The sequence below is a fragment of the Pseudomonas sp. XP2 genome (assembly GCF_053557975.1).
On record NZ_JBNRIK010000009.1, the window covers coordinates 48,755 to 73,830 of the forward strand.

Here is a 25,076-nt window from a genome sequence, read left to right on the forward strand (position 1 = left end):
CTCTCCTGGGGTCATGGGCGCGGGTGTTCGTCCGGGATGTTCAGCGGGATGCCCATGCGTTGGCCTTCGGCCAGAATGTGCTGGCGCATTTGGGCGCTGGCCTGGGCACTGTTGCGTTCGCGAATGGCGCGTACCACGGCTTCGTTTTCCTTGAGCCGTGCTGCCAGGTGTTCGGGCGAATTGCGCAGCATGTCGGCACTTTGCTTCAAGGCATTACCGGTCTGTTGCACCACGCTCTGGAAGATCGGGTTGGTGGTCAGGGTGAACAGCGCCTCATGGAAAGCGATGTAGGCTTTTACCCCGGCTTCGCTGTCATCGGCCTCCAGCGCTTCACGCATGTCCATCAAGGTGAGGCGCAACTGGCCGACGTCCTGGCTATTGGCCGACTGCGCCACCAGCCCGACGATGAAAGGCTCGAGGGTGTAGCGCAGCTCCAGCACATCGGCCAGGCTGGCCGCAGCACCGGTGTCCATGCCCTGTTCCTGAGTGACGGCGTCGGCATCCAGCACCAGGACGCCCTTGCCCGGCAGCGAGCGCACCAGGCCCAAGGTTTCCAGTACGGTCACCGCTTCGCGCAGGCTGGGCCGGCTGATGCCCAGCTGTTCGGCCAGCTCGCGCTGGCCCGGCAGCATGTCGCCGGTGCGCCATTGGCCCCGGGCCAGGGCCTGGCGCAGTTTTTCCACCACTGAGTTGACGACGGTCGATGAGCTGATCACGGTTCGCTCCTGCAAGGGCCGGCGTCATCGCCGGCCACTTTCGGTCAAAATTCCTGTTGATGGTGCGTATTGGGCTGTTTGCGCGGGGTTGGGGTAAAGCCGAGCTTGCCGTCGAGCACGTTCTGCGCGCGTTCCAGGTCAATATCCTTTTCCCAGCGGGCGATGGCCACGGTGGCCACGCAGTTGCCAATCAGGTTGGTCAGCGCCCGGCCGATGCCCATGAACCAGTCCACCGCCAGCACCAGCACCAGGCCTACCACCGGGATTGCCGGCACGGCAGTCAGGGTGGCGGCGAGGATCACCAGTGCCGAGCCTGGGATGCCATGAGCCCCCTTGGAAGTCACCAGCGACACCAGCAGGATGGTCAGCAGGTCGGTCATTTCCAGCGGCGTGCCGGTCGCGTTGGCGATGAACACGATGGCCAAGGTCAGGTAGATGGAGAAACCGTCGAGGTTGAACGAGTAGCCGGTCGGGATCACCAGGCCGACCGTGGAACTGCCAATGCCCAGGTGCTCCAGCTTGCGCATGATCTGGGGCAGCACAGCGTCGGAAGACGCGGTACCAAGGACGATGGTCAGCTCCTCTCGCAGGTACTTGATCAACGGCAGCAGTTTCAGCCCCGACAGGCGCATCACCGTACCCAGCACAATCAGCACGAAGCCGGCGCAGGTCAGGTAGAACAATGCCACCAAGCCGCCCAGGTGTTGCAGCGATTCCAGGCCGTACTTGCTGGTGGTAAAGGCGATGGCGCCGAATACGCCGATGGGGGCCAGGCGTACGATCATGCCCATGATGCGGAAGATCACATGGCTCAGCTCGTTGATCAGCCGCGAGATACCGGCGGCCGAGTCACCTACCAGGTTCAGTGCACTACCGAACAGCACCGAGAACAGCAGTACCTGAAGAATGTTGTTGTCGGCGAAGGCACCTACCACGGAGGTGGGGATCAGGTCCATGAAGAACGCCGTGGCGCCATGGATGTGCTGGCCGCGCTCGGCCAGGCCATTGGCATCGGCGCTGGATAACTGGTCCAGGTGGATGTTGGCACCGCTGCCGATGCCACTGCTGAAAGCGAACACCAGACCGATCACCAGCGCCAGAGTGGTCAGCACTTCAAAGTAGATCACCGACTTCAGGCCGATGCGTCCGACCTTTTTCAGGTCGCCCGCGCCCGAGATGCCGCTCACCACCACACAGAACACGATCAGGCCGATGAGCATCTTGATCAGCTTGATGAACCCGTCGCCGAGGGGTTTGAGTTGCAGGGAAAGGTCGGGAAAACTGAGACCGCAGGCGATGCCGAGGGCAAGGCCGAGCACGACTTGCAGGAATATCGAACGCGAGCACCATTTGAGCATGGGGGGAGTCTCTGATCGGTGTCCTTGCTTCGGTAGCCGCACGGGGCGAAAGAGCGCAGGACTTAATTATTGTGGTCTTACCGGTTTGTTCAGCGCGAAGCCATAAAAGCGCGAAAAATCCGACATTGCAAGGGTTTTTGGCCTTACCGGTCTGACCAGTTATGGGGCACTCTGGCTTGCCAGGCTCTAGTTCGGTGCGCGCCATGCAGGTGGCGCGTACGAAATTGTGCAGGGCTTGACCAGCGCCTCAAGGGCTTTGCAATCAGCTTGCCAAGCCCAGCCGAGAGCCTTGAATAATAGATAACGCCATGATCCGTAAGGTTTATTTGCTTTATGTGTTGGGGCTCGTAGAATCCGCGCCTGACTGGGCAGTCACCAAGCAGGTGTTTGCGGGATTATTTATCCCGCAAAACGCTCGGTAGCAGCCGCCTGGCACCCCCCATGAATGGAGTCTCACTGTGCGTCTCAACTTGCCGGTAACCCCGGTCGAGCAACGTTTTCCCTCTGATCAGCGGCTCATTTCCGCTACCGATACCGCCAGCCTGATCACCTATTGCAACCCCGAATTCGCCGCCATCAGCGGCTACAGCGACGCTGAACTGATCGGCAGCCCGCACAACCTGGTGCGCCACCCGGACATGCCGCCGGCGGTGTACGAACTGATGTGGCGCTACCTGAAGGCTGGCAAGAGCTGGATGGGTATCGTCAAGAATCGCTGCCGCAACGGCGACTACTACTGGGTCAACGCCTATGTCACGCCGATCCTCGAAGGTGGGCGGGTGGTGGGCTATGAGTCGGTAAGGGTGTGCCCCACGCGTGAGCAGGTGGCACGCGCCGAGGCCCTGTATGCGCGGATGCGTGCCGGCCAGGCGGCACTGTCGGTACCGCGCCGGCTGAGCATGCTGGTGCAGGCCTTGGCCTTGCCACTGGCCGGTGGGCTGCTGGCGCTGGGCGCCAACCAGCTGTGGCCTGGCCTGGTGGGGCAGGGGCTGACCGTGGGGTTGTTCCTGGCCTACGGGCTGTGGGCGCACAACGCCATCGGACGCCGGATGCAACAGGTGGTCGAGGGTGCCGAAGGTACGTTCGCCGACCCGGTCGCGGCCTTGACCTACAGCGACCTGCCTGGCGCTGCCGGGCAACTGCAACTGATGCTGATCAGCGAAGAAGCGCGCCTGAAAACCGCGTTGACGCGGTTGAGCGACCTGGCCGGGCAAATGGCCGTGGCGGCCCACGATGCCGGGCAGTTGTCACGCAGCACTGAGGCGGCGTCGCTGAAGCAGCGCGCAGAAACCGATCTGAGTGCCACAGCGATGAACCAGATGGCGGCCTCCATCGGTGAAGTGGCCAACCACGTGCACTTGACTGCTGCCGAAGCCCGCACTGCGCACCAGTTGGCCGAACAGGGTAGCCAGGTGGCCGATGCCAGTGGCGCGGCGATTCGCACCTTGGCCAGCACCGTAACCCAGATCAACCAGGCGGTCAGCCACCTGGCCGGTCAGACCGGTGCCATCGCCGAAGCTGCCGGGATGATCCGCGGTATTGCCGAACAGACCAACCTGCTGGCCCTCAACGCAGCCATTGAAGCTGCGCGTGCAGGCGAACAAGGCCGTGGTTTCGCCGTGGTTGCCGACGAGGTACGTGCACTGGCTGACAAGACTCGCCAGTCAACACTGCACATCCAGGCCATCATCGACACCTTGCGCACTGGCGCCGAGGAGGCCGTGGCCATTGCCAGCCAAGGCATCATTGGCGCCGAGCAAGGTGTTGCTCAGGTCCAGGAAGCCCGGCAGGCATTGCATGGCATTCGTGACGCGGTGCAGCGTATCAGTGACATGAGCCAGCAGATGGCGACCGCCTCGCAGCAGCAGTCGGCGGTGGCAGAAGACGTTTCGCGGCAGATCAACGGCGTAGCCGGAATTGCCCAGCATAGCGCTCACAGCGCCAACGCCGCCGCCTCGCGCGGCGCCGAACTGGAACAGGTGTGCGCCGGATTGCGCGCCCTGGTGGAGCGCTTCAACCGCTAAGGCAGGATGCTTTATGGATGATAACTATCGCGCGGCCGTAGATGCGGCCGCGATCTTTTCCGAAACCGACCTGCGTGGGAACATCACCTACGTCAACCAGCAGTTCTGCAGCATCTCGGGCTACAGCCGCGAGGAGTTGCTGGGCGCCAACCACCGCATCCTCAACTCCGGCCTGCACGAGCCGGCGTTCTTTGTCGGCATGTGGCGCGCCCTCGCCGCCGGGCGGGTGTGGAAGGGGGAGATCTGCAACCGGTCCAGGGACGGTTCGCTGTATTGGGTCGACAGCACCATGGTGCCACTGGTCGATCCGCTGACTGGCCAGGTGCGCAAGTATGGGTCGATCCGCTTTGACGTCACCGAGAAGCGCCAGTTGCTGCATACCTTGCAGTGGCGGGTGGGTCACGATGTGCTGACGGGCCTGCCCAACCGTGCCTACCTCTCCGACCTGCTGAACCAGGCCTTGGCCTACTCACGCCGCGAAGACATCTCGCTGGCGGTGTGCATGCTCGACCTGGATGGCTTCAAGGCGGTCAACGACGGTTACGGGCATGCCGTGGGCGACCTGCTGCTGGTAGAAGTGGCGCAGCGCTTGAAGGGTATCCTGCGAGGGGGTGATGCCGTGGCCCGGTTGTCGGGTGACGAGTTTGTGCTGATCCTGCGCCATGTTGATGATGAGCGCCAGCTGCATGCAGCCCTGAGGCGGGTGTTGCGGGCATTGGCGGCGCCCTGTGTGGTACGTGAACACACGCTGTCGCTTAGCGCCAGTATTGGCGTGACCCTGTACCCGCAGGATGACGAAGATGCCGATACGCTGGTACGCCACGCCGACCAGGCCATGTATCTGGCCAAGCAGCGCGGGCGCAACCGCTATCACCTGTTCGACGTATCGCAGGAGCAGGAGCTCAAGGCTACCCACCAGACGGTGGCGCGGGTGCGACGGGCACTGACCGACCGCGAGCTGTGCCTGTATTACCAGCCCAAGGTGAACCTGCGCAGTGGTCAGGTGCTGGGCTTCGAGGGCTTGCTGCGCTGGCAGCGGCCTGGCCGGGGCGTGGTGCCGCCCGGCGACTTTTTGCCTTGGGTTGAGCAGACCGACCTGATCGTTGAAATCGGCGAGTGGGTGATCGGCCAGGCGCTGAGTCAGTTGCAGGCCTGGGGGCGGCAGGGGCAGCCTTGGTCATTGAGTGTGAATATTGCGGCGCGGCATTTACAGCGCAGTGACTTTACCGAGCGGCTGCAGCAGCTGTTGGCAGAGTACCCGGAGGTGAACCCGTCCCGGCTTGACCTGGAAATCGTCGAGTCAGTGGCCATCGACAACCTGCAGCACGTCAGCCGCTGCCTGGATGCCTGTCGTGCACTGGGCGTGCGCTTTTCGCTGGACGATTTCGGCACCGGCTATTCGTCGTTGAGTTACCTGAAACGCTTGCCCACCCAGACGATCAAGATCGATCAGTCGTTCGTGCGCGACATCCTGCACGACCAGGACGACCTTGCGCTGACCGCCGCCGTCATCGGCCTGGCGCGAGCCTTCGGTCGCGAGGTGGTAGCCGAAGGGCTGGAGAGTGTGGAGCACGGCAGGGTGCTGATGGGCCTGGGCTGCGAGCTGGCGCAAGGTTATTGCATTGCCAGGCCGATGCCGGCCGGCGAAGTGCAAGCCTGGGCGCAGGCCTACCGGCAGCCGGTGCAGTGGCGCCAGCCCTGAGCGGCCACCCGCGGAGGGTGGTAAAGACTCAGGCCTGCCAGCGTGCTGCCAGCGCATTGCTTATGGGCAAAAAAACGGCACCTGCCAGAGGTGCCGTTTTCACATCACGTACTGTTACTTATGCAGCTCTTCCGCCGCATACAGCGTGTTTTCCAGCAGGCAGGCCCGGGTCATCGGCCCGACGCCACCCGGCACCGGGGTGATCCAGCCAGCGCGCGGCAGGGCGGTCTCGTAGACCACGTCGCCCACCAGCTTGCCGTCTTCCTGGCGGTTGATGCCCACGTCAATGACGATGGCGCCTTCCTTGACCCACTCCCCCTTGACCAGGCCCGGCTTGCCGGCAGCCACAACCACCAGGTCGGCACGCCCGACATGGCCGGCCAGGTCCTTGGTGAAGCGGTGGCAGACGGTCACGGTGCAGCCGGCCAGCAGCAGCTCCATGGCCATCGGGCGACCCACGATGTTGGAGGCGCCGACGATGACCGCATCCATGCCGTACAGGTCCTGACCAGTGCTTTCCAGCAGGGTCATGATGCCTTTCGGTGTGCATGGGCGCAGCAGCGGGATGCGTTGGGCCAGGCGGCCTACGTTGTACGGGTGGAAGCCGTCCACGTCCTTGTCCGGGCGAATGCGCTCGAGCAGCAGCGAGGCGTCCAGGTGCTCCGGCAGCGGCAGTTGCAGCAGGATGCCATCTACGGCCGGGTCGTCGTTGAGGCGATCGATCAGCTCGGTCAGGGCCTGCTGCGAAGTGTCGCTGGGCAGGTCGAATGCCTGCGAAATGAAACCGACCTCTTCGCAGTCCTTGCGCTTGTGCGAGACATAGACTTGCGAGGCGGGGTCGGTGCCGACCAGGATCACTGCCAGGCCCGGCGTACGCAGGCCTTGCTGGCGACGCTCCACGACACGTTGAGCGATCTGCTTGCGCAGGCTGGCGGCGATCGCCTTGCCATCGATTAGGTGTGCAGTCATAGACGCGTGATTAACCATCGAGAAGGAAACAATAAAGAACGCGTATTCTCGCACGACACGCGCCAAGGGCAAAGGCGGGTGGTCGGGCAAATCCCCTAACCCCTTAAATAATTTAAAATTTTTTGAAAAAGGTGTTGACGACTTTCGGGGTCGCCTATAAGATTCGCCGCACTTGTCGGGCACAGCCTAGCACTGGTTGGCTAAGTCGGGCAGAATGAGTGGTTTAGCAGTTACCTGTTAATGACTTGTTCGGTTAGGCTTCAAGCTTAAGCGCCCGTAGCTCAGCTGGATAGAGCATCCGCCTTCTAAGCGGATGGTCGCAGGTTCGAGTCCTGCCGGGTGCGCCATTAGGCAGCTTGGGCAAGCAAGTAAAGTTGTAATGCAATATGGTGGGCGTAGCTCAGTTGGTAGAGCGCTGGATTGTGATTCCAGTTGTCGTGGGTTCGATTCCCATCGTCCACCCCATATTCTTCAAAGGCGCCTCGATAGCTTCTGGCGCCTTTGTTTTAAGCGTTACGCGGACGTGGTGAAATTGGTAGACACACTGGATTTAGGTTCCAGCGGCGCAAGCTGTAAGAGTTCGAGTCTCTTCGTCCGCACCATGCTTCTGTAAAGCTGTACCGCAACATCGCAAGACCGCAATATGGTGGGCGTAGCTCAGTTGGTAGAGCGCTGGATTGTGATTCCAGTTGTCGTGGGTTCGATTCCCATCGTCCACCCCATATTTCAGAAAAGGCGCCTTGATCGTGAGATCGGGCGCCTTTTTGTTTTGGCGCTGTGCGTGCCTTCCATGCGCTGAAAATGTCGTGGCGAACGCCCTCACCGCCAATTCACATCCGCCCCCCTTGCAATCCTCTAGTGGCATCCCAATAAAAGCTGTTAGATTTCAGCCGGTTGAAACACCGGTCTTTTGGCCGGCAGAGGAACAGCCGAATGATCGCAAAAGAATCCCGTCAGGCCCTGGCGCTACAGCGCTTCGCAGAGGCCAACCCGCAGTTGCTCGAGGAGATCCGCGAGCTGGATGCGCGCGAGCAGGCCCAGCAAATCGAGTGGGCGTTCGAGGACGCGGCCGAGGAGCAGGGCGTTCAGCCCTGGGAATTGGCGCTGCAATTGATTGCCGAAACCCCGGAGCAGCTGCAGGCCATGCGCCTGGAGACGCACCGCGAGGTGGCCGAGGCGCTGGGGATGGAGTGGGAAGAATATTGCCAGTTCAACGAAATCGAACCTGAATAAAGGCAGCGATTTCGCCACTGGCAGTTGTTTGACAAGGTATTTCGGCTACAGGGCGCTACGGGCGCCGTGCGGCCCCTATTGGAAGCAGGCCTGGCGGTATGCCGTGCGGGCCATGAAAGTTAATCGACCGGCGTGGTTTCCCGTCGTCCCGAGTGGGGTGACTTCTGCTGCGCGACTCACTAGAATGCTTGCCCTTGATTCTGGAGTCGGGCTAACGCCGGCTAACGTCTGTGCAACGAGGAATATCCATGCAAGTTTCTGTTGAAAACACTTCCGCTCTCGAGCGCCGCATGACCATCGCCGTTCCGGCCGAGCGCGTCGAGAACGAAGTCAACAAGCGTCTGCAGCAGACTGCCAAGCGCGCCAAGATTGCGGGCTTCCGTCCTGGTAAAGTGCCGATGAACGTGATCCGTCAGCGTTTCGAAGCTGACGCCCGTCAAGAGGCTTTCGGTGACCTGGTCCAGGCATCCTTCTACGAAGCCATCGTCGAGCAGAAGCTGAACCCGGCCGGCGCCCCTGCTGTAGAGCCGAAGTCCTTCGAAAAGGGCAAGGACCTGGAATTCGTCGCCATCTTCGAAGTGTTCCCTGAGTTCACCGTTGCCGGCCTCGAGTCGATCAGCGTCGAGCGCCTGAGCGCCGAAGTGGCTGACGCCGACCTGGACAACATGCTGGAAGTGCTGCGCAAGCAGAACACCCGTTTCGAGGCTGTCGAGCGCGCCGCGCAGAACGACGACCAGGTCAACATCGACTTCGTCGGCAAGGTCGACGGTGAAGTGTTCGCGGGTGGTTCGGCCAAGGGCACTCCGCTGGTGCTGGGTTCCGGCCGCATGATCCCGGGCTTCGAAGAAGGCCTGGTTGGCGCCAAGGCTGGCGAAGAGCGCGTTGTCAACGTGACCTTCCCAGAGGACTATCAGAACCTGGACCTGGCTGGCAAGGCTGCCGAGTTCACCATCACCGTCAACAGTGTTGCCGCCCCTGTGCTGCCAGAGCTGAACGAAGAGTTCTTCGCCCAGTTCGGTATCAAAGAGTCGACCCTGGAAGGCTTCCGCACCGAAGTTCGCAAGAACATGGAGCGTGAACTGCGCCAAGCGATCAAGACCAAGGTGAAGAACCAGGTCATGGACGGTCTGCTGGCCGCCAACCCGATCGAAGTGCCAAAGGCTTTGCTGGAAAACGAAGTCAACCGTCTGCGCGTGCAGGCCGTTCAGCAGTTCGGTGGCAACATCAAGCCTGAGCAGCTGCCAGTTGAGCTGTTCGAAGAGCAAGCCAAGCGCCGCGTAGTGCTGGGCCTGATCGTGGCCGAAGTGGTCAAGCAGTTCGAGCTGAAGCCGGATGACGCCAAGGTTCGCGAGATGATCGAAGAAATGGCTTCGGCTTACCAAGAGCCTGAGCAGGTCATCGCCTGGTACTACAAGAACGACCAGCAGATGAACGAAGTCCGTTCGGTTGTGCTGGAAGAGCAAGTTGTAGATACTGTCCTGCAGAAAGCGACTGTGACCGACAAGTCGGTCTCGTACGAAGAAGCCGTAAAACCAGCTGAGGCACCTGCCGCTGCTGAGTAACGGGCTTCTCTCGTAGGAAACCCCCACAAGCCAGCCTTCGAGCTGGCTTGTGCGTATTCAAGCCATGACTATTTGGGAGTGAGCGCAGGACATGTCCCGCAATTCTTATATTCAGCAGAGCTCTGACATCCAGGCCGCAGGCGGCCTGGTCCCGATGGTTATCGAGCAGTCCGCCCGTGGCGAACGTGCCTACGACATTTACTCGCGCCTGTTGAAGGAGCGAGTGATCTTCCTGGTCGGTCCTGTAGAAGACTACATGGCCAACCTGGTAGTGGCGCAGATGCTGTTCCTGGAAGCGGAAAACCCGGACAAGGATATCCATCTTTACATCAACTCCCCAGGCGGCTCGGTGACTGCTGGCATGTCGATCTACGACACCATGCAATTCATCAAGCCGGATGTCTCGACCATCTGCATCGGCCAGGCCTGCAGCATGGGTGCCTTCCTGTTGACCGCCGGTGCCAAGGGCAAGCGTCATTGCCTGCCTAACTCGCGGGTGATGATTCACCAGCCGCTGGGCGGCTTCCAGGGCCAGGCTACCGACATCCAGATCCACGCCCAGGAAATCCTCAGCATCAAGGCGCGTCTCAACGAGCTGCTGGCCTATCACACCGGCCAGGACCTCGAGACCATCCAGCGTGACACTGAGCGTGACAACTTCATGAGCGCCTCGCGCGCGGCCGAGTACGGCCTGATCGACTCGGTCTACGACAAGCGGCAACTGGCCTCCTGAACCGGGGCGCCAGAGCAGGCAGGCGCGCAAACCGCCTGCCTGCGGACTTGAAAAAGCCCGCAATTGCCTTCATCTTGTGTTGCAAGCCTACCGGATTGGATCGATCGAATGACTGACACCCGTAACGGCGAGGACAGCGGCAAATTGCTCTATTGCTCCTTCTGCGGCAAAAGCCAGCATGAAGTGCGCAAATTGATTGCCGGGCCCTCGGTATTTATCTGCGACGAGTGCGTCGACCTGTGCAACGACATCATCCGTGAGGAGGTGCAGGAAGCCCAGGCCGAGAGCAGCGCGCACAAATTGCCTTCGCCGAAAGAAATCAGCGGCATCCTTGACCAGTATGTGATTGGTCAGGAGCGCGCGAAGAAGGTGCTTGCCGTAGCGGTGTATAACCACTACAAGCGCCTGAACCAGCGTGACAAGAAGGGTGACGAAGTCGAACTGGGCAAGAGCAACATCCTGCTCATCGGGCCGACCGGCTCGGGCAAGACCCTGCTCGCCGAAACCCTGGCACGCCTGTTGAACGTACCGTTCACCATTGCTGACGCCACCACCCTGACCGAGGCCGGTTATGTGGGTGAGGACGTCGAGAACATCATTCAGAAGCTGTTGCAGAAGTGCGACTACGATGTGGAAAAGGCCCAGATGGGCATTGTCTACATTGACGAAATCGACAAGATCTCGCGCAAGTCGGACAACCCGTCCATCACCCGTGACGTCTCGGGCGAGGGCGTGCAGCAGGCGCTGTTGAAACTGATCGAGGGCACTGTGGCCTCGGTGCCGCCGCAAGGCGGGCGTAAACACCCGCAACAGGAATTCCTGCAGGTTGATACCCGCAATATCCTGTTCATTTGCGGTGGCGCGTTCTCGGGTCTGGAAAAAGTCATCCAGGGCCGCTCCACCAAGGGTGGCATCGGTTTTGGCGCAGAAGTGCGCAGCAAGGAAGAGGGCAAGAAGGTTGGCGAGTCCCTGCGTGAGGTCGAGCCGGACGATCTGGTCAAGTTTGGCCTGATTCCGGAATTCGTCGGCCGTCTGCCGGTGCTGGCTACCCTCGACGAGCTGGACGAGGCTGCATTGATGCAGATCCTCACCGAGCCGAAGAATGCTCTGACCAAGCAGTATGCCAAGCTGTTCGAGATGGAAAGCGTCGACCTCGAGTTCCGCAGCGATGCGCTCAAGGCCGTTGCCCGCAAGGCCCTGGAGCGCAAGACTGGCGCCCGTGGCCTGCGTTCGATCCTCGAAGGCGTGCTGCTCGACACCATGTACGAGATCCCTTCCAAAAAGGATGTCAGCAAGGTGGTGATCGACGAGAGCGTCATCGAAGGCACCTCGCAGCCGCTGATGATCTACGAAAACAGCGAGCCGCAAGCCAAGGCCGCGCCAGACGCCTGATTCAGGCAATGGCCGGTGGCGGTTGCAAGCAAGAAGGGGGCCTACGGGCCCCTTTCTGCTTTTCCTGCGCTAGCGCTTGTAATTTCCCAGGCATGCCCCCACATTAGGTCCAAGCATCATTTCCACCGGTTTCCGGCCATAAGGCCGCTGTAGAGGCGAAATCATGAAGACAACCCTCGACTTGCCTCTTTTGCCATTGCGCGATGTCGTTGTTTACCCGCACATGGTTATCCCGCTGTTCGTGGGGCGCGAAAAGTCCATCGAAGCCCTCGAGGCAGCGATGACGGGCGAAAAGCAGATCCTCCTGCTTGCCCAGAAAAACCCGGCCGACGACGACCCGGGCGAGGACGCCCTGTATCGTGTCGGTACCGTTGCCACCGTACTCCAACTGCTGAAACTGCCTGATGGCACCGTCAAGGTGCTGGTCGAGGGCGAGCAGCGCGGCGCCGTCGAACGTTTCACCGAAGTAGAAGGGCACATCCGTGCCGAAGTCTCCCTGATCGACGAAACCGACGCCGCCGAGCGCGAGTCGGAAGTGTTCGTGCGCACCTTGCTGTCGCAATTCGAGCAGTACGTGCAACTGGGCAAGAAAGTCCCTGCCGAAGTGCTGTCTTCGCTGAACAGCATCGAGGAGCCAGGGCGTCTGGTCGATACCATGGCCGCCCACATGGCCCTGAAGATCGAGCAGAAGCAGGAAATTCTCGAAATTGTCGATCTGACTACCCGTGTCGAGCACGTATTGGCGCTGCTGGATGCTGAAATCGACCTGCTGCAGGTTGAAAAGCGCATCCGCGGCCGGGTCAAGAAGCAGATGGAGCGCAGCCAGCGCGAGTACTACCTGAATGAGCAGATGAAGGCCATTCAGAAAGAGCTCGGTGATGGCGATGAAGGCCACAACGAAGTCGAAGAGCTGAAAAAGCGCATCGAAGCCGCTGGCCTGCCCAAGGATGCCCTGGCCAAGGCCCAGGCAGAGCTGAACAAGCTCAAGCAGATGTCGCCAATGTCGGCCGAGGCCACTGTGGTGCGCTCGTACCTCGACTGGCTCGTGCAGGTGCCTTGGAAAGCCCAGAGCAAGGTGCGTCTGGACCTGACAAAGGCCGAGGAAATCCTCGATGCCGACCACTACGGCCTGGAAGAGGTCAAGGAACGCATTCTCGAGTACCTTGCCGTGCAGAAGCGCGTCAAGAAAATCCGCGGCCCGGTGCTCTGCCTTGTTGGCCCGCCTGGCGTCGGCAAGACCTCGCTGGCTGAATCGATCGCTGCTGCCACCAACCGCAAGTTCGTGCGCATGGCCCTCGGTGGCGTGCGTGACGAGGCAGAGATCCGTGGCCACCGCCGTACCTACATCGGCTCCATGCCTGGCCGTCTGATCCAGAAGATGACCAAGGTGGGGGTGCGCAACCCGCTGTTCCTGCTCGACGAAATCGACAAGATGGGCAGCGACATGCGTGGCGACCCGGCCTCGGCACTGCTTGAAGTGCTCGACCCTGAGCAGAACCACAATTTCAACGACCACTACCTGGAAGTCGACTACGACCTCTCGGACGTGATGTTCCTGTGCACCTCGAACTCGATGAATATCCCGCCGGCGCTGCTCGACCGGATGGAAGTCATCCGCCTGCCGGGCTACACCGAAGACGAGAAGATCAACATCGCGGTCAAATACCTGGTGCCCAAGCAGGTCAAGGCCAACGGCCTGAAGAAGGACGAGCTGGAGGTCGATGTCTCGGCGATCCGCGACATCATCCGCTATTACACCCGCGAAGCCGGTGTGCGTGGGCTGGAGCGGCAAATTGCCAAGGTCTGCCGCAAGGTCGTCAAGGAACATACCGGGCAGAAGCTGGTCAAGGTCAAGGTGGCCAGCGAGCAGCTGGAGCACCTGCTGGGTGTGCGCAAGTTCCGTTACGGCCTGGCCGAGCAGCAGGACCAGATCGGTCAGGTCACCGGCCTGGCCTGGACCCAGGTGGGTGGCGAGCTGCTGACCATCGAGGCCGTGGTCATTCCTGGCAAGGGCCAACTGATCAAGACCGGCTCGCTGGGCGATGTGATGGTCGAGTCGATCACCGCCGCACAGACCGTGGTGCGCAGCCGCGCCCGCAGCCTGGGGATTGCCGCCGACTTCCACGAGAAGCGCGACGTGCACATTCACATGCCGGAAGGCGCCACGCCGAAGGACGGCCCAAGCGCGGGTATCGGCATGTGCACTGCACTGGTATCGGCGCTGACGCAGATTCCGGTACGTGCCGACGTGGCCATGACCGGCGAAATCACCCTGCGTGGCCAGGTACTGGCCATTGGCGGGTTGAAGGAAAAACTGCTGGCGGCACACCGTGGCGGCATCAAGACGGTGATCATTCCAGAGGAGAATGTTCGCGATCTGAAGGAGATTCCGGAAAATATCAAACAGGATCTTCAGATCAAACCGGTCAAATGGATTGACGAAGTCCTGCAAATTGCGCTGCAATACGCCCCGGAGCCCTTGCCAGATGTGGCTCCTGAGATTGTCGCGAAAGATGAAAAGCGCGACGGCGATGCTAAGGAAAGAATCAGCACGCATTAGTAGTTTTTGGCTGGGGGGCTTTCCTTGACAGTTTTTTCGGGCCCTTGCTATAAAGCGGCACGCTATTGTCATCAGGCCACCCAGCGCACGTTTCATAAGCTTTTCATTACATACTTAGAAACAAACTCATTAGAGAAATAAGGGGACTTAGAGTGAACAAGTCGGAACTGATTGACGCTATCGCTGCATCGGCTGACATTTCCAAAGCTACCGCAGGTAAGGCTTTGGACGCTGTGATCGACTCCGTAACCGGTGCCCTGAAAGCAGGCGACGACGTCGTTCTGGTTGGCTTCGGTACCTTCTCGGTCAAGGACCGCGCCGAACGTACTGGCCGCAACCCTCAAACCGGTAAGGCCATCAAGATCGAAGCCGCCAAGGTTCCAGGTTTCAAGGCTGGCAAAGGCCTGAAAGACGCCGTCAACTAAGTCGTCTTTCAGCCGGCCCCGGCCTTGCCGGGTCCGAGCACGCTGAAGGCGGGGCGCAAACGTTCCCGCCTGACACGTTTGCTAAGAAAAGGCGCATCCTCGGATGCGCCTTTCTTTTATCAGGATTCTACCCACGCTCCGCGGTTGTCGACGCAGTGGTACAGCCGTTTCTGGGGGACGCATGCTGCAAAATATCAGGGACAATTCACAAGGTTGGATTGCCAAGACCATCATCGGCCTTATCGTCGTCTTGATGGCGTTGACCGGTTTCGAAGCCATTTTCCAGGCCGCCACCCATAGCCAGGACGCCGCCAAGGTGAACGGCCAGACCATCAGCCAGAACGAGCTGGGGCAGGCTGCCGACATGCAGCGCCGTCAGTTGATGCAACAGTTGGGCAAGGATTTCGACCCAGCGCTGCTGGATGACAAATTGCTGCGTGAAGAGGCGCTCAAGGGCCTGATCAGCCGCAAGTTGCTGCTGCAAGGCGCCGAAGATGCCAAGTTTGCCTTCTCCGAGGCTGCGCTGGATCAGGTGATCCTGCAAACCCCGGAGTTCCAGGTGGACGGCAAGTTCAGTGCTGACCGCTTCGACCAGGTCATCCGCCAAATGGGCTACGGCCGCATGCAGTTCCGCGACATGCTCGCCGAGGAAATGCTCATCGGCCAGCTGCGCACCGGCCTGGCCGGCAGCAGTTTTGTCACCGACCAGCAGGTCGATGCCTTCGCTCGCCTGGAGAAGCAGACCCGTGACTTCGCCTCCCTGACCTTCAAGGCCGACCCGGCTGCGGTCAAGGTCAGCGACGAAGAGGTCAAGGCGCATTATGAGCAGCACGCCAAGGAGTTCATGTCGCCTGACCAGGTGGTGATCGACTACATCGAACTGAAGAAGTCGGCGTTCTTCGACCAGGTCAAGGTGACCGACGAAGAGCTCAAGGCCCAGTACGAGAAGGAAATCGCCAACCTGGCCGAGCAACGCCATGCCGCGCACATCCTCATCGAGGTCAACGACAAGGTCACCGACGCCCAGGCCAAGGCCCGTGCCGAAGAGATCGAGCAGCGCCTGGCCAAGGGTGAAAGCTTTGCCGCGTTGGCCAAGGAGTTCTCCCAGGACCCGGGTTCGGCCAGCAGCGGTGGTGACCTCGGCTTTGCCGGCCCGGGTGTCTACGACCCGGCGTTCGAGGAAGCGCTGTACAAGCTGCAGGACGGCCAGGTCTCGGCGCCAGTGCGCACCGAGTTTGGCTACCACCTGATCAAGCTGCTGGGTGTGCAGGCGCCTGAGGTGCCGAGCTTCGCCAGCTTGAAGGACAAACTGACCCGTGACCTGAAAATCCCGCTGGTCGAGCAGCGTTACGTCGATGCCAGCAAGCAGCTGCAGGATGCTGCCTACGAGGCTTCCGACCTGGCCCAGCCGGCTCAGGACCTGAACCTCAAGGTGCAGACCTCTGCAGCCTTTGGGCGCGAGGGTGGTGAAGGCATTACCGCCAACCGTTCGGTGGTGCAGGCTGCGTTCTCCGAAGAAGTGCTGGAGGAGGCTGCCAACAGCACCGCGATCGAGCTCGACCCGGAGACCACCGTGGTATTGCGCGTCAAGGAGCACCGCAAGCCGGAGCAACTGCCGCTGGAAGCGGTGGCCAGCAACATCCGCGAACACCTGGCCAAAGAGAAGGCGACTGCCGAGCTGAAGGCCAAGGCGGACAAGCTGATTGCCGGCCTGCGTGATGGCTCCATCGCCGCAGGCAGCGTGCACGAAGGGCAAGGCTGGAAGGCCTATGAAGCAGTCACCCGTGGCGAGGACGGTATTGATCCGGCCGAACTGCAGGCGCTGTTCCGCCTGGGCAAGCCGCAAGCCAAGGACAAGCCGGTGTATGGCAGCGTAGTGCTGCGTGACGGTAGCCTGGTGGTGCTGCAGCTCAAGGGTGTCAACGAAGGCGCTACCGCCACCGACGAAGAGAAGCAGCAGATCCGCCGCTACCTCGCATCGCGTGCTGGTCAGCAGGACTTCGCGGCGTACCGCAAGCAGCTGGAAGCCAATGCTGACATCACCCGTTACTGAGGTGGTTGCTGCATGAAGAAACAGGCCGCCTCGTGCGGCCTGTTTCGTTTCTGTCGCAGTGAGCCCGGCGCAGTACCTGTGGGGGCGGGCTACCGCGAAGAGAGCGGCACAGGTGCTATAGCGCTTAGCGCTTCACCCCTTCGTGGTTATCCAGCGTATCCCGCGCAATTTCCCGTCCCAGGGCAATCAGCTCGGGCGCCTTGTAGAACTCGAAGAATCGGCACACCCGTTTGGGCACGTTGATCAGCACGTCCGGTGGGTAGCCGGCGATCTTGTATTGCGCCAGCGAAGTCTGCATGACCTCGAAGCTCTGGTTGATCAGGTCCAGCAGCGAAGCAGGCCCCACGTTGTCGATGATGAACGAGCCGGTCGCCGATTTTGGCGCGCCCTCGCGTTCCGGTGCCGCCGCCGGTTGCTGGCCTTCCGGGTCGGCGGCATCTGCCAGCCAAGGGTTTGGCGGTGCCAGGCCATCGGCAGCGATCTCCTGTTCGATACGCATCAGCTCTTCCGCCGGCTTGCGCCGGAATGGCAGGCGAGAGCCCAATGAGCTCAGCAAGGAGTCAAAACGCATCTTGAACGCCGCAGGGCGCTCAATCACCGGCAACTGGTATTGCTTCTGATTGGTGGCGTTGAGGTTGACGGCGATGATCAGGTCGCAGTGGCTGGATACCACAGGCACAATCGGCAGCGGGTTGAGGATGCCCCCGTCGACCAGCATACGGTTGCCCTGCATCACAGGGGTGAACAGGCTTGGGATGGCCGCCGAGGCGCGCATGGCCTGGTGCAGGCAGCCTTCCTGGAACCAGATTTCCTGTTGGTTGGTGAGGTCGGTTGCAACCGCTGTATAGGGGATGCGCAATTGCTCGATGTTGATTTCGCCGACGATCTTGCGGATTTGCCCGAACACCTTGTCGCCACGAATGGCACCGAGGCGAAAGCTGACGTCGACCAGGCGCAGTACATCCAGGTAATCGAGGCTCTCGATCCAGTTGCGATAGTCGCTCAGCTTGCCGGCGGCATAGATGCCGCCAACCACTGCACCCATGGAGCAGCCGGCAATGCAGGCAATGTCGTAGCCGCGCCGCTCGATTTCTTCAATCACACCGATGTGTGCATACCCCCGGGCTCCGCCTGAGCCCAGTACCAGTGCCACGCGTTTGCTCATGAATATTCCCCGTCCAGTGCAACCATGGTCCTACAATGCACCCATCACAGGCTGTGCTTCAATGTAGATCGCGCTGAGCTACTGTAATAAAACCGGCCAGGCACAGTTGGCCGGGTAAGGCACTTTTCAGCTGCCGGGGCGTCGAACAGCCACTGTTTTTTCCATTGAGGTATTACTGATGAAAGCCTGGATCTGCCTTCCACTGATTGCCTTGGCCCTTGCTGGCTGCGCAGGCAAGACGGCCTACCGTGACAGCTGCGCGACCCAGCTGGATGCCGCCTGGAAGGAATTGGACCTGGCCAAGGCCGAAGGCTTTGCCGGTGCTGTCAGTTACTCCAAGGCTTTGTCGCTGTTGACCGGGGCCAAGACCCAGCAGCAGTTCGAAGGTTATGAAAGCTGCACGCGCAAAGCCGAAAAGGCGCGCTTCTACATTCGTGAGTCGCGCGCTGGGCGCTGACCGAGGAGCGTCGTATGTCTGCCATGCTAGACCATGTCGTTGCACAGACCCTGGCGGTGCAGGTGCGGCTGCTGGCTTGCCGGGAACGCCTGGCCGCTGATACTGACAGCGAGGCCTTGCACGACCTGCGCATCAGCCTGCGGCGCTTGCGCAGCCTGCTGAGGCCCCTGCGCGGGCTGCCTGGTGTGGAGCAGTTGGAGGAGGCCGCCAGCGCGTTGGGTACCCTGACCACGCCATTGCGTGACCGCGAGGTGCTGGCAGTGGAGCTGATCGGGCGCGGCCATACTGCAGCAGGGCAGCGGCGCCTGGAAGGGCGTGGCAGGACCTTTGCCAGTGTGGCTGCCAGCCCGCAACTGACCCGGGTGCTGGCGATTGTGGACGCGTTTCCGTTGTTCTTGCGGGCGGCAGGCCGTGAGGGGCTGGTCAAGTCGCTGGACAAGCGCATTGACAAGCGCCTGGTCAAGCAGTGGCGTAGGCTGCACGAAGCCCTGCAAGACCCTGCTCACGACCGCCACCGCCTGCGCTTGCTGATCAAGCGTGCGCGCTATGGCGACGAAGCCTACCCGCAGCTCGACCATGCCGGGAAAAAACTGCAGCGCCTGCTGAAAAAGGCACAGGCAGACCTGGGCGGCTGGCATGACCGCCTGCAGTGGTTGCTGCAGGCACGCGACCATGCTGACCTGGCCCCTTGCAAGGCCGCGTGGGAGCAGGAACTGCACGAGGCGGAACGCACGGCGGATGTGACGCTGGATGCCCTGCTGCGCGCGCTGGCGCGTCGCTAGCCCGAACATTGACCGATATGCGGGCTGATCGCCTGGAGTTTGCTGGCTACGATGGGCAGACCTTATCGCTGTGGGCAGGAGCCAGCCAATGAACTTCAACCAACTGCTTGACGCCGTGCGGGCCAATCCGGATGCCGTCATTATCCCGCCTGGCTGGGCCCAGGGTCGCGCCGCCTTTGGCGGCCTCATGGCGGCCATGGTTTATGAGGCCATGTGCCTGAAACTGTCCGACAGCCGCCCTGTGCGCTCGCTGGCCATCAGTTTCGTCGCGCCTGCTGCTGCCGATGTGCCAATCCGTTTCGAAGTGGAGGTGCTGCGCGAAGGCAAGGCGGTCAGCACATTGCTCGGCCGCGCCGTGCAGGATGGCCAGGTGGTGACCCTGGTGCAGGGTAATTTCGGTGCAGGCCGGCCTTCGGTGGTCGAGGTGCCAGCGTTACCGGCGATGGAAATGCCAGCACTCGATGACGCAGCGCCCGAGTTGCCGTATATCAAAGGCGTTACTCCGGAGTTCATGCGGCACGTGGCCTTGCGCTGGGCAGTGGGTGGGTTGCCATTCAGTGGCAATCAGTCGCGCAAGATGGGCGGTTGGGTGCGCTTGCGCGATGTGGCTGAAGAACAGGTCAATGAGGCGCATTTGCTGGCGTTGGTCGATGCCTGGCCACCCAGCCTGATGCCCTTTCTCAAACAGCCCGCAGCAGGCAGCACCCTGACCTGGACCATCGAGTTCATTCAGCCCACGGCGAAGCTGTCGACCCTGGACTGGTGCCGCTACTGCGTGGAGACCGAGCATGCGCGGGAGGGTTATGGGCATGCTGCGGCGGCGTTGTGGACGGCGGAAGGCGAATTGCTTGCCCTGAGCCGACAGACTGTGACCGTGTTTGCCTGATCAATCTTGGGAGCGCTGCGCGCTCCTTTCGCGACACAAGGCCGCTCCCACAAGGATCTCGCAATTTTCAGATTGCGCGTGATTCCTGTGGGAGCGGCCTTGCGTCGCGATTGGGCTGCAAAGCAGCCCCATGGCATCAATGGCGGTGTTTGTGCCGCTCCCGCCAGGCCTTCCACCAGGCCCCGCTCAGCAGAAAGCGCGGAAAGGTAATGAACTGCTCTGTCAGCAAACGCTGCACGGCATCCTGGCGATTGGCGAACGGCTCAGGTTGTTCGGCCTCTAGGCGATGGCCATGGCGCTGTAAGCCAAGGCCGGCAATCAGGGCGATCACGCCAACGGCAATCTGCCCCAGGTCCAGGGCGAACAGCCCCGACAGAATCAGCAGCGCGCCGAGAATGAACAGCGGTACCGCAATCAGGTGCAGCACCAGATTGGCGGGGTGACGGTGGTTATTGTGATAGCCGCGCCATTGCCAGGCGGGCAGGTTGGGCAGGCGTTTGCTCATGGGCAATTCCTCTCGGTCATGCCCAAAGTCTAGTGCGGTTGCCGGGCGCAGGCCAATCGAGGCAGGCTATGGCGACTATAGCTTGAGCTGGCCAATGGCCCTGTTCAGTTCGCCGGCCAGGGTCGCCAATTCGCTACTGGTATTCGCCGAGCCCACCGTCTGCTGCACGGTCTGTTCGGTGACATCGCGGATGCTCACCACCGCCCGGTTCATTTCCTCGGCCACCTGGCTTTGCTGCTCGGCCGCCACGGCAATCTGGGTATTGCTTTCGCGCATTTGCGCCACAGCTCCGGTAATCTCGGCCAGTGCTTCGCCGGCCTCCTTGGCCTGGCGCACGCAATCGTCTGCCTTGAACGAGCTTTCCTGCATGAATTCCACGGCATCGCGGGTGCCTGATTGCAGGGCAGAGACCATGGTGGTGATTTCGTCGGTTGAGGTTTGCACGCGCTTGGCCAGGTTACGTACCTCATCGGCCACCACAGCAAAGCCGCGGCCCAGATCCCCGGCGCGCGCCGCTTCGATGGCCGCGTTGAGCGCCAACAGGTTGGTCTGCTCGGCGATGCTGTGGATCACACCGACCACGCTGTTGATTTTCTGGCTGTCGTCAGCCAGTTGGCGAATCATTTCAGCGGTTTGCTGAACACCGCTGGAAAGCCCGGAAATCGAATCCTGCACCCGGCTGACCACCTCTTGGCCGCTGCCGGCCAAGGTGTCGGCGGTTTGTGACAGGTCACGGGTGGCACCGGCATGCTGGGCAATATGGTGCACCGTCGCCGACATTTCGTTGATGGCGGTGGCGGCCTGATCAGTCTCGCTCTGCTGGCCGAGCATGCCGTGGCGGACGTTGCTCATGCTGGCGGCCAGGCGTGCGGCGCCCGAGTCCAGCTGTGCCGCAGTGTGGGCGACGGTGCTGACCACGCGGTGGTAGGTGGCCTGCATGGCATTGAAGGCGCCGGCCATCTGGCCGACCTCGTCGCCGCAGGCCAGCGGCACACGGGCAGCAAGGTCGCCGGTCTTTTCCACGTGCAGCATCACATCCTTCAACGTATTGAGCTGGCTGAGCAGGAAGCGGATCAGCAACTGCGAGGCGCCGAGCATGGCCAGCATCAGGATCAGGACGCACACCGCGTAGTTGCTGAAGCGGTCGAAAAATACCTGACGCAGGCTTGGCGACTGCGCCAGTACGGCCACCTGCTGGTCGCCGTTGCGCAAGACCTGCGCACCGCGCAACGGGTTTTCGCCGAGGATCCAGGCGCTCGGCAGCTCGACCCAACCTTGGCCGCTGCGCAGGCTATCGAGCGCTTCACCGGCGAAAATCGGCGTCTGCCCGGCCGACCAGCTGATGACGTTGGCCGTGCGTGGCAATGCTTGCCCGGCAGGCCAGGCAGCCAGCAGCTGGGCTTGCGCTGCCGCCTGCGCCTGCGCCGCTTCGGCGCGGGCGCGTTGCTCAAGGTGTACGGCGTAGAGCACCAGCAGCAGGGTCGTGACAAAGGCCACCGCATTGACGGCCCAGAATTTGTACTTCAGGGAAACATTGCTAAGCCAGGCACCCATGGGCAGGTCTTCTCTGAGTTGAGCGGAAACAGTATTCGCAAGGTGCCATCATTGTGCCTGCATCTACTCAGCCAGATGTTGACCCATATCAACAGCCCGCGCACAGGGCTCAGGGGAGCCGGAAAAACGCCCGCGCCGTTGCGGTGGTATGCGCCGCCGTGTGCTCGACCGATTCGCCCCGATGCAGCGCCACTTCGCGCAACACCTCCGGCAGAAATGCTGGCTCGTTGCGCCCATTCTTCGGCTTGGGCCGCAGGCTGCGTGGCAGCAGGTAGGGGGCATCGCTCTCCAGCATCAGCCGCCCTTCGGCAATGTTGCCTACCAGTGGATGCAGGTGGGTGCCACGGCGTTCATCGCAGATCCAGCCGGTAATGCCAATGTGCAGGTCCATGTCCAGATAGGCGAACAGCGCCTCGCGCTCGCCGGTAAAGCAGTGCACCACCGCGCCGCTCAAGTGGTCGCGGTAATGCTTGAGGATCGAAAGCAAGCGCTCGCTGGCGTCGCGCTCGTGCAGGAACACCGGCAGGCGCAGCTCTGCGGCCAGCGCCAACTGGGCTTCCAGGGCTTGTTCCTGCAGTGGGCGAGGGGAGAAGTCGCGGTTGAAATCCAGGCCGCATTCGCCCACGGCGCGCACGCGCGGCTCATTCAACAACTGGCGTAACTGGCGCTCGCTGCCGGCATCCCAGGACTTGGCATCGTGGGGGTGCACGCCCGCTGTGGCGAACAGGTGCGCACCGCTTGCATCCAACTGCTGGCACAGCTCCAGCGCCTGTTCACTGACTGCCAGGCTGGTGCCTGTCAGCACCATTTGTGTGACCCCGGCCTCAAGGGCGCGCTCGACGATTGCCGCCTGCTGGTCGTGGAAACTGCTGTTCGTCAGGTTGACGCCGATATCGATCAGTTGCATGGTGCTATCTCGTGCCGCGGGGCGGCCAGCATAGCAAAATCCGCGTTTTTCTGAAAAAACCAAGAACTTCATGCTGTTGCCGTGGTCTTTTACCGTCATTTCTCACTTGGCGGTTCAACCCATGGATACCGCCCAACCACCACGGACACGTTTTGGCATGCTGCGATGCTGGCTTGTTTTTCTGCTGACGCTGGGCCTGACCCTGACCGGCCCGGCCCAGGCGCGCGCGCCGGGGCCGCAGCAGAACATACCACCCGCCAAGGTGCGTGACTTGCAGCAGGTTCGCACCAGCAAAGTGCTGCGGGTGCTGGTCAACCAGAGCCGTAACAGCTCTGGCGAGGTCAAGGGCGAGCCAGTTGGCATCGAGTACTATCGCCTGCGTGCCCTGGAGCATTACCTCAATGCCCGCAACGCGGACGACCAGCAGATCCAGCTAAAGCTCATCCCACGTGCCAAGGAGCAGTTGCTGGGCGCTCTGGCCCGCGGGGAGGGTGACCTGGCTGCGCCGGGCGAGCTGCTCGACCCTGGCACGGTACGCGGCGTCAGCAGCACTGCGCCGATACTCGACCAGGTGCCGTTGACGCTGGTGGGGCGCAAAGGCGAGCGAAGCTTCAGCAAGGTCGAACAGCTGTCCGGGCGTACCGTGGCCTTGACCAGCGCGAGTGCCGCCGGCCCGCTGATCCAGCAGGTCAACCAGCAACTGGCGCTGCGCAAGCGGCCGCCGATCAAGGTGGAGTGGGTTGACTCCACGTTGGCGGTGGAGGATGTACTGGAAATGGTGCAGGCAGGCATCTACCACCTTACCGTTGTCGAACAGCCGATTGCCCGGCGCTGGGCGCGGGTTATGCCGCGCCTGCGGCTGGACAGCCGTGTGCGCCTGGGGCCACCGCAAGCCATGCGCTGGTATGTGGGGCGCGATGCGCCGCAGCTGTTGGCCACGGTCGATCACTTTCTGCGAGGTTACCGCGCGCCAGACAATCAGGATGCCGCGTTCGAGCGCATCTACCGGCGCCAGTACCGGGTGCACAACCCATTGGCCAGCAAGGACCGCCAGCGGCTGGCCTCGGTGCGGGCAGTGCTGCAGAAGCATGGTCAGGCGCAGCAGATCGACTGGCTCAACCTGGCGGCGCTGGCTTTCAAGGAATCGACGCTCAACCCGGCCGCACGCGGCACGGGCGGTGCCCATGGCCTGATGCAGATTACCCCTTCGGCGGCCCAGCGCGTGGGGGTAAGCAACACCGCCACGGTAGATGGCAATGTACAGGCCAGCGCACGCTACCTGGCCCTGATTCGGCGTAAGTTCTTTGCCAGCCCCAGAATCAACGAGCGTGAGCGCATGGCCTTTGTGCTGGCGGCTTACAACCTCGGCCCCGAGCGCGTTCAGGCCATGCGCGCCGAAGCCCGGCGGCGCGGCCTTAACGGCAATCAGTGGTTCTTCCAGACCGAACGCATCGCCATGGAGCAGGTAGGCATGGGGCCGGTCAACTTCGTCAACAGTGTCAACAAGTACTTTTTGGCATTCAACCGCGAGCGGGCCGTGCTGGAGCGCGTAGCGAAGCGTTGATAAATGATTTTGCTGGCGTGCTTTTGCTTGCAGCTTGCAGCTTGCAACTTGTAGCTCATCGCTCTAGCATACCGCCTGCGCCGATTTAAACAGCTACTTGCGGGGCGCAGGAAAGCCCCACCTCCGGGCCATCCGAAATACCGCTAAAGCGCTGGTTCGGTGACGCCTCCCACCGCTGCCCAGCGGGATTCGCGAGGCGGAGAGAAGCTCCATGAGTTGTCCACGTACCAGTGTCTGTTTGAGCCCTTTGCCTGCCAGCCAGGCCACCCGCACACCGCGCATTCTGCTCGGTGGTCAGCATCAGCCCACCCTTTTGCGTCATCTCGAAGGCCTGTCCCGGCGCAAGGGCCAGGCGCGTGCCTTTCTGATCCAGTTCGCTGAAATCGGCTGCCACCTGGCGCAATACGGCAATGACCGTTTCGACCTGGCCGTAATTCAGGCCCCGGCGCCGGGCGAGGCCGCAGAAGTCATTGGCCACCTCACCCGCATCGCGCGCCAAGGCCTTATTACCCGCCGCTGAGGAGTGCGC

The 25,076-nt window shown here is 61.7% G+C and carries 20 protein-coding genes, 4 tRNA genes and 2 pseudogenes; 19 read left to right on the forward strand and 7 right to left on the reverse strand.

Annotation, left to right across the window (positions count from 1 at the left end):
* Nucleotides 1-11: 11 nt before the first annotated feature.
* Nucleotides 12-716 carry a FadR/GntR family transcriptional regulator gene (locus ACK1VC_RS12170; protein WP_016485878.1) on the reverse strand — a complete coding sequence of 235 codons (705 nt, stop codon included), beginning with the start codon at nucleotides 714-716 and terminating at the stop codon, nucleotides 12-14.
* 44 nt (nucleotides 717-760) lie between these two features.
* Entirely contained in the window at nucleotides 761-2,074 is a 1,314-nt protein-coding gene (locus ACK1VC_RS12175) for a C4-dicarboxylate transporter DctA (RefSeq protein WP_016485879.1), read from the reverse strand.
* Between the two features lie 458 nt (nucleotides 2,075-2,532).
* Between ACK1VC_RS12175 and ACK1VC_RS12180 the strand changes: the two are divergent.
* The 3 genes and pseudogenes from ACK1VC_RS12180 to ACK1VC_RS12190 all read left to right on the forward strand — a co-directional run.
* Nucleotides 2,533-2,814 (forward strand): annotated as a pseudogene (locus ACK1VC_RS12180) (PAS domain-containing protein); the annotation flags it as partial.
* A 798-nt stretch (nucleotides 2,815-3,612) separates the two neighbouring features.
* Nucleotides 3,613-4,098: pseudogene (locus ACK1VC_RS12185) on the forward strand (methyl-accepting chemotaxis protein); the annotation flags it as partial.
* A gap of 13 nt (nucleotides 4,099-4,111) precedes the next feature.
* Nucleotides 4,112-5,800, forward strand: a complete 1,689-nt coding sequence (locus ACK1VC_RS12190) for a putative bifunctional diguanylate cyclase/phosphodiesterase (protein ID WP_449117964.1) — start codon at nucleotides 4,112-4,114, stop codon at nucleotides 5,798-5,800.
* 114 nt (nucleotides 5,801-5,914) lie between these two features.
* Here the strand turns inward: ACK1VC_RS12190 and folD are convergent, their stop codons facing one another.
* Nucleotides 5,915-6,769 carry a bifunctional methylenetetrahydrofolate dehydrogenase/methenyltetrahydrofolate cyclohydrolase FolD gene (gene folD, locus ACK1VC_RS12195; RefSeq protein ID WP_016485882.1) on the reverse strand — a complete coding sequence of 285 codons (855 nt, stop codon included), beginning with the start codon at nucleotides 6,767-6,769 and terminating at the stop codon, nucleotides 5,915-5,917.
* A 270-nt stretch (nucleotides 6,770-7,039) separates the two neighbouring features.
* Between folD and ACK1VC_RS12200 the strand changes: the two genes are divergently transcribed.
* The 11 genes from ACK1VC_RS12200 (at nucleotide 7,040) to ACK1VC_RS12250 (ending at nucleotide 16,727) form a co-directional block, all read left to right on the forward strand.
* Nucleotides 7,040-7,116, forward strand: a tRNA-Arg gene (locus ACK1VC_RS12200).
* Between the two features lie 42 nt (nucleotides 7,117-7,158).
* Nucleotides 7,159-7,234: transfer RNA gene (locus ACK1VC_RS12205), tRNA-His, on the forward strand.
* A gap of 52 nt (nucleotides 7,235-7,286) precedes the next feature.
* A tRNA-Leu gene (locus ACK1VC_RS12210) sits at nucleotides 7,287-7,371 on the forward strand.
* 44 nt (nucleotides 7,372-7,415) lie between these two features.
* Nucleotides 7,416-7,491, forward strand: a tRNA-His gene (locus ACK1VC_RS12215).
* Nucleotides 7,492-7,702: 211 nt separating this feature from the next.
* Complete coding sequence (locus tag ACK1VC_RS12220) at nucleotides 7,703-8,002, forward strand: DUF6388 family protein (protein WP_016485883.1); 300 nt, start codon at nucleotides 7,703-7,705, stop codon at nucleotides 8,000-8,002.
* A 248-nt stretch (nucleotides 8,003-8,250) separates the two neighbouring features.
* Entirely contained in the window at nucleotides 8,251-9,564 is a 1,314-nt protein-coding gene (gene tig, locus ACK1VC_RS12225; protein WP_016485884.1) for a trigger factor, read from the forward strand.
* Between the two features lie 91 nt (nucleotides 9,565-9,655).
* Nucleotides 9,656-10,297 (forward strand): ATP-dependent Clp endopeptidase proteolytic subunit ClpP, encoded by a 642-nt coding sequence (gene clpP, locus ACK1VC_RS12230; protein ID WP_012271562.1) that lies wholly within the window; start codon nucleotides 9,656-9,658, stop codon nucleotides 10,295-10,297.
* Between the two features lie 108 nt (nucleotides 10,298-10,405).
* Nucleotides 10,406-11,689 (forward strand): ATP-dependent Clp protease ATP-binding subunit ClpX, encoded by a 1,284-nt coding sequence (clpX, locus tag ACK1VC_RS12235; RefSeq protein WP_016485885.1) that lies wholly within the window; start codon nucleotides 10,406-10,408, stop codon nucleotides 11,687-11,689.
* Nucleotides 11,690-11,852: 163 nt separating this feature from the next.
* Nucleotides 11,853-14,249, forward strand: coding sequence for an endopeptidase La (gene lon, locus ACK1VC_RS12240; RefSeq protein WP_060518931.1), 2,397 nt, complete (start codon nucleotides 11,853-11,855; stop codon nucleotides 14,247-14,249).
* 152 nt (nucleotides 14,250-14,401) lie between these two features.
* Entirely contained in the window at nucleotides 14,402-14,674 is a 273-nt protein-coding gene (locus ACK1VC_RS12245; RefSeq protein WP_016485887.1) for an HU family DNA-binding protein, read from the forward strand.
* A 181-nt stretch (nucleotides 14,675-14,855) separates the two neighbouring features.
* Nucleotides 14,856-16,727: a SurA N-terminal domain-containing protein gene (locus ACK1VC_RS12250; RefSeq protein ID WP_191087465.1), complete on the forward strand. Its 1,872-nt coding sequence runs from the start codon at nucleotides 14,856-14,858 to the stop codon at nucleotides 16,725-16,727.
* 124 nt (nucleotides 16,728-16,851) lie between these two features.
* Here ACK1VC_RS12250 and ACK1VC_RS12255 read toward each other — a convergent pair whose 3' ends face one another.
* On the reverse strand, nucleotides 16,852-17,892 hold the full coding sequence (locus ACK1VC_RS12255) for a patatin-like phospholipase family protein (RefSeq protein WP_016485889.1): 1,041 nt from the start codon (nucleotides 17,890-17,892) through the stop codon (nucleotides 16,852-16,854).
* Nucleotides 17,893-18,070: 178 nt separating this feature from the next.
* Between ACK1VC_RS12255 and ACK1VC_RS12260 the strand changes: the two genes are divergently transcribed.
* The 3 genes from ACK1VC_RS12260 (at nucleotide 18,071) to ACK1VC_RS12270 (ending at nucleotide 20,017) form a co-directional block, all read left to right on the forward strand.
* Entirely contained in the window at nucleotides 18,071-18,349 is a 279-nt protein-coding gene (locus tag ACK1VC_RS12260; RefSeq protein ID WP_003250254.1) for a lipoprotein, read from the forward strand.
* Between the two features lie 14 nt (nucleotides 18,350-18,363).
* A complete protein-coding gene (locus tag ACK1VC_RS12265; RefSeq protein ID WP_191087466.1) occupies nucleotides 18,364-19,131 on the forward strand; it encodes a CHAD domain-containing protein in 768 nt (255 codons plus the stop codon).
* A gap of 88 nt (nucleotides 19,132-19,219) precedes the next feature.
* The gene (locus tag ACK1VC_RS12270; RefSeq protein ID WP_191087467.1) at nucleotides 19,220-20,017 is read left to right on the forward strand and encodes an acyl-CoA thioesterase; all 798 of its coding nucleotides are present in this window, start codon (nucleotides 19,220-19,222) and stop codon (nucleotides 20,015-20,017) included.
* 136 nt (nucleotides 20,018-20,153) lie between these two features.
* Here ACK1VC_RS12270 and ACK1VC_RS12275 read toward each other — a convergent pair whose 3' ends face one another.
* The 3 genes from ACK1VC_RS12275 to ACK1VC_RS12285 form a co-directional block, all read right to left on the reverse strand.
* The gene (locus ACK1VC_RS12275) at nucleotides 20,154-20,522 is read right to left on the reverse strand and encodes an Mpo1-like protein (protein ID WP_191087468.1); all 369 of its coding nucleotides are present in this window, start codon (nucleotides 20,520-20,522) and stop codon (nucleotides 20,154-20,156) included.
* A gap of 75 nt (nucleotides 20,523-20,597) precedes the next feature.
* Entirely contained in the window at nucleotides 20,598-22,076 is a 1,479-nt protein-coding gene (locus tag ACK1VC_RS12280; protein ID WP_060518920.1) for a methyl-accepting chemotaxis protein, read from the reverse strand.
* 109 nt (nucleotides 22,077-22,185) lie between these two features.
* A complete protein-coding gene (locus tag ACK1VC_RS12285) occupies nucleotides 22,186-22,983 on the reverse strand; it encodes a TatD family hydrolase (protein ID WP_016485893.1) in 798 nt (265 codons plus the stop codon).
* A 157-nt stretch (nucleotides 22,984-23,140) separates the two neighbouring features.
* Here ACK1VC_RS12285 and ACK1VC_RS12290 point away from each other — a divergent pair, with 157 nt between their 5' ends.
* Both ACK1VC_RS12290 and ACK1VC_RS12295 read left to right on the forward strand, forming a co-directional pair.
* Nucleotides 23,141-24,547 (forward strand): MltF family protein, encoded by a 1,407-nt coding sequence (locus ACK1VC_RS12290; RefSeq protein ID WP_016485894.1) that lies wholly within the window; start codon nucleotides 23,141-23,143, stop codon nucleotides 24,545-24,547.
* 211 nt (nucleotides 24,548-24,758) lie between these two features.
* Entirely contained in the window at nucleotides 24,759-25,067 is a 309-nt protein-coding gene (locus ACK1VC_RS12295) for a hypothetical protein (RefSeq protein ID WP_016485895.1), read from the forward strand.
* The last annotated feature ends 9 nt before the right edge of the window (nucleotides 25,068-25,076 follow it).

Bases quoted from the DNA above. Each gene is read 5' to 3' on its own strand.
- ACK1VC_RS12270 (WP_191087467.1), top strand. From the start codon at position 19,220: ATGAACTTCAACCAACTGCTTGACGCCGTGCGGGCCAATCCGGATGCC.
- clpP (WP_012271562.1), top strand. From the start codon at position 9,656: ATGTCCCGCAATTCTTATATTCAGCAGAGCTCTGACATCCAGGCCGCA.
- tig (WP_016485884.1), top strand. From the start codon at position 8,251: ATGCAAGTTTCTGTTGAAAACACTTCCGCTCTCGAGCGCCGCATGACC.
- ACK1VC_RS12290 (WP_016485894.1), top strand. From the start codon at position 23,141: ATGCTGCGATGCTGGCTTGTTTTTCTGCTGACGCTGGGCCTGACCCTG.
- ACK1VC_RS12285 (WP_016485893.1), bottom strand. From the start codon at position 22,983: ATGCAACTGATCGATATCGGCGTCAACCTGACGAACAGCAGTTTCCAC.
- ACK1VC_RS12265 (WP_191087466.1), top strand. From the start codon at position 18,364: ATGTCTGCCATGCTAGACCATGTCGTTGCACAGACCCTGGCGGTGCAG.
- ACK1VC_RS12280 (WP_060518920.1), bottom strand. From the start codon at position 22,076: ATGGGTGCCTGGCTTAGCAATGTTTCCCTGAAGTACAAATTCTGGGCC.
- ACK1VC_RS12190 (WP_449117964.1), top strand. From the start codon at position 4,112: ATGGATGATAACTATCGCGCGGCCGTAGATGCGGCCGCGATCTTTTCC.
- ACK1VC_RS12250 (WP_191087465.1), top strand. From the start codon at position 14,856: ATGCTGCAAAATATCAGGGACAATTCACAAGGTTGGATTGCCAAGACC.
- ACK1VC_RS12260 (WP_003250254.1), top strand. From the start codon at position 18,071: ATGAAAGCCTGGATCTGCCTTCCACTGATTGCCTTGGCCCTTGCTGGC.
- ACK1VC_RS12275 (WP_191087468.1), bottom strand. From the start codon at position 20,522: ATGAGCAAACGCCTGCCCAACCTGCCCGCCTGGCAATGGCGCGGCTAT.
- ACK1VC_RS12295 (WP_016485895.1), top strand. From the start codon at position 24,759: ATGAGTTGTCCACGTACCAGTGTCTGTTTGAGCCCTTTGCCTGCCAGC.
- ACK1VC_RS12175 (WP_016485879.1), bottom strand. From the start codon at position 2,074: ATGCTCAAATGGTGCTCGCGTTCGATATTCCTGCAAGTCGTGCTCGGC.
- lon (WP_060518931.1), top strand. From the start codon at position 11,853: ATGAAGACAACCCTCGACTTGCCTCTTTTGCCATTGCGCGATGTCGTT.
- ACK1VC_RS12220 (WP_016485883.1), top strand. From the start codon at position 7,703: ATGATCGCAAAAGAATCCCGTCAGGCCCTGGCGCTACAGCGCTTCGCA.
- folD (WP_016485882.1), bottom strand. From the start codon at position 6,769: ATGACTGCACACCTAATCGATGGCAAGGCGATCGCCGCCAGCCTGCGC.
- clpX (WP_016485885.1), top strand. From the start codon at position 10,406: ATGACTGACACCCGTAACGGCGAGGACAGCGGCAAATTGCTCTATTGC.
- ACK1VC_RS12255 (WP_016485889.1), bottom strand. From the start codon at position 17,892: ATGAGCAAACGCGTGGCACTGGTACTGGGCTCAGGCGGAGCCCGGGGG.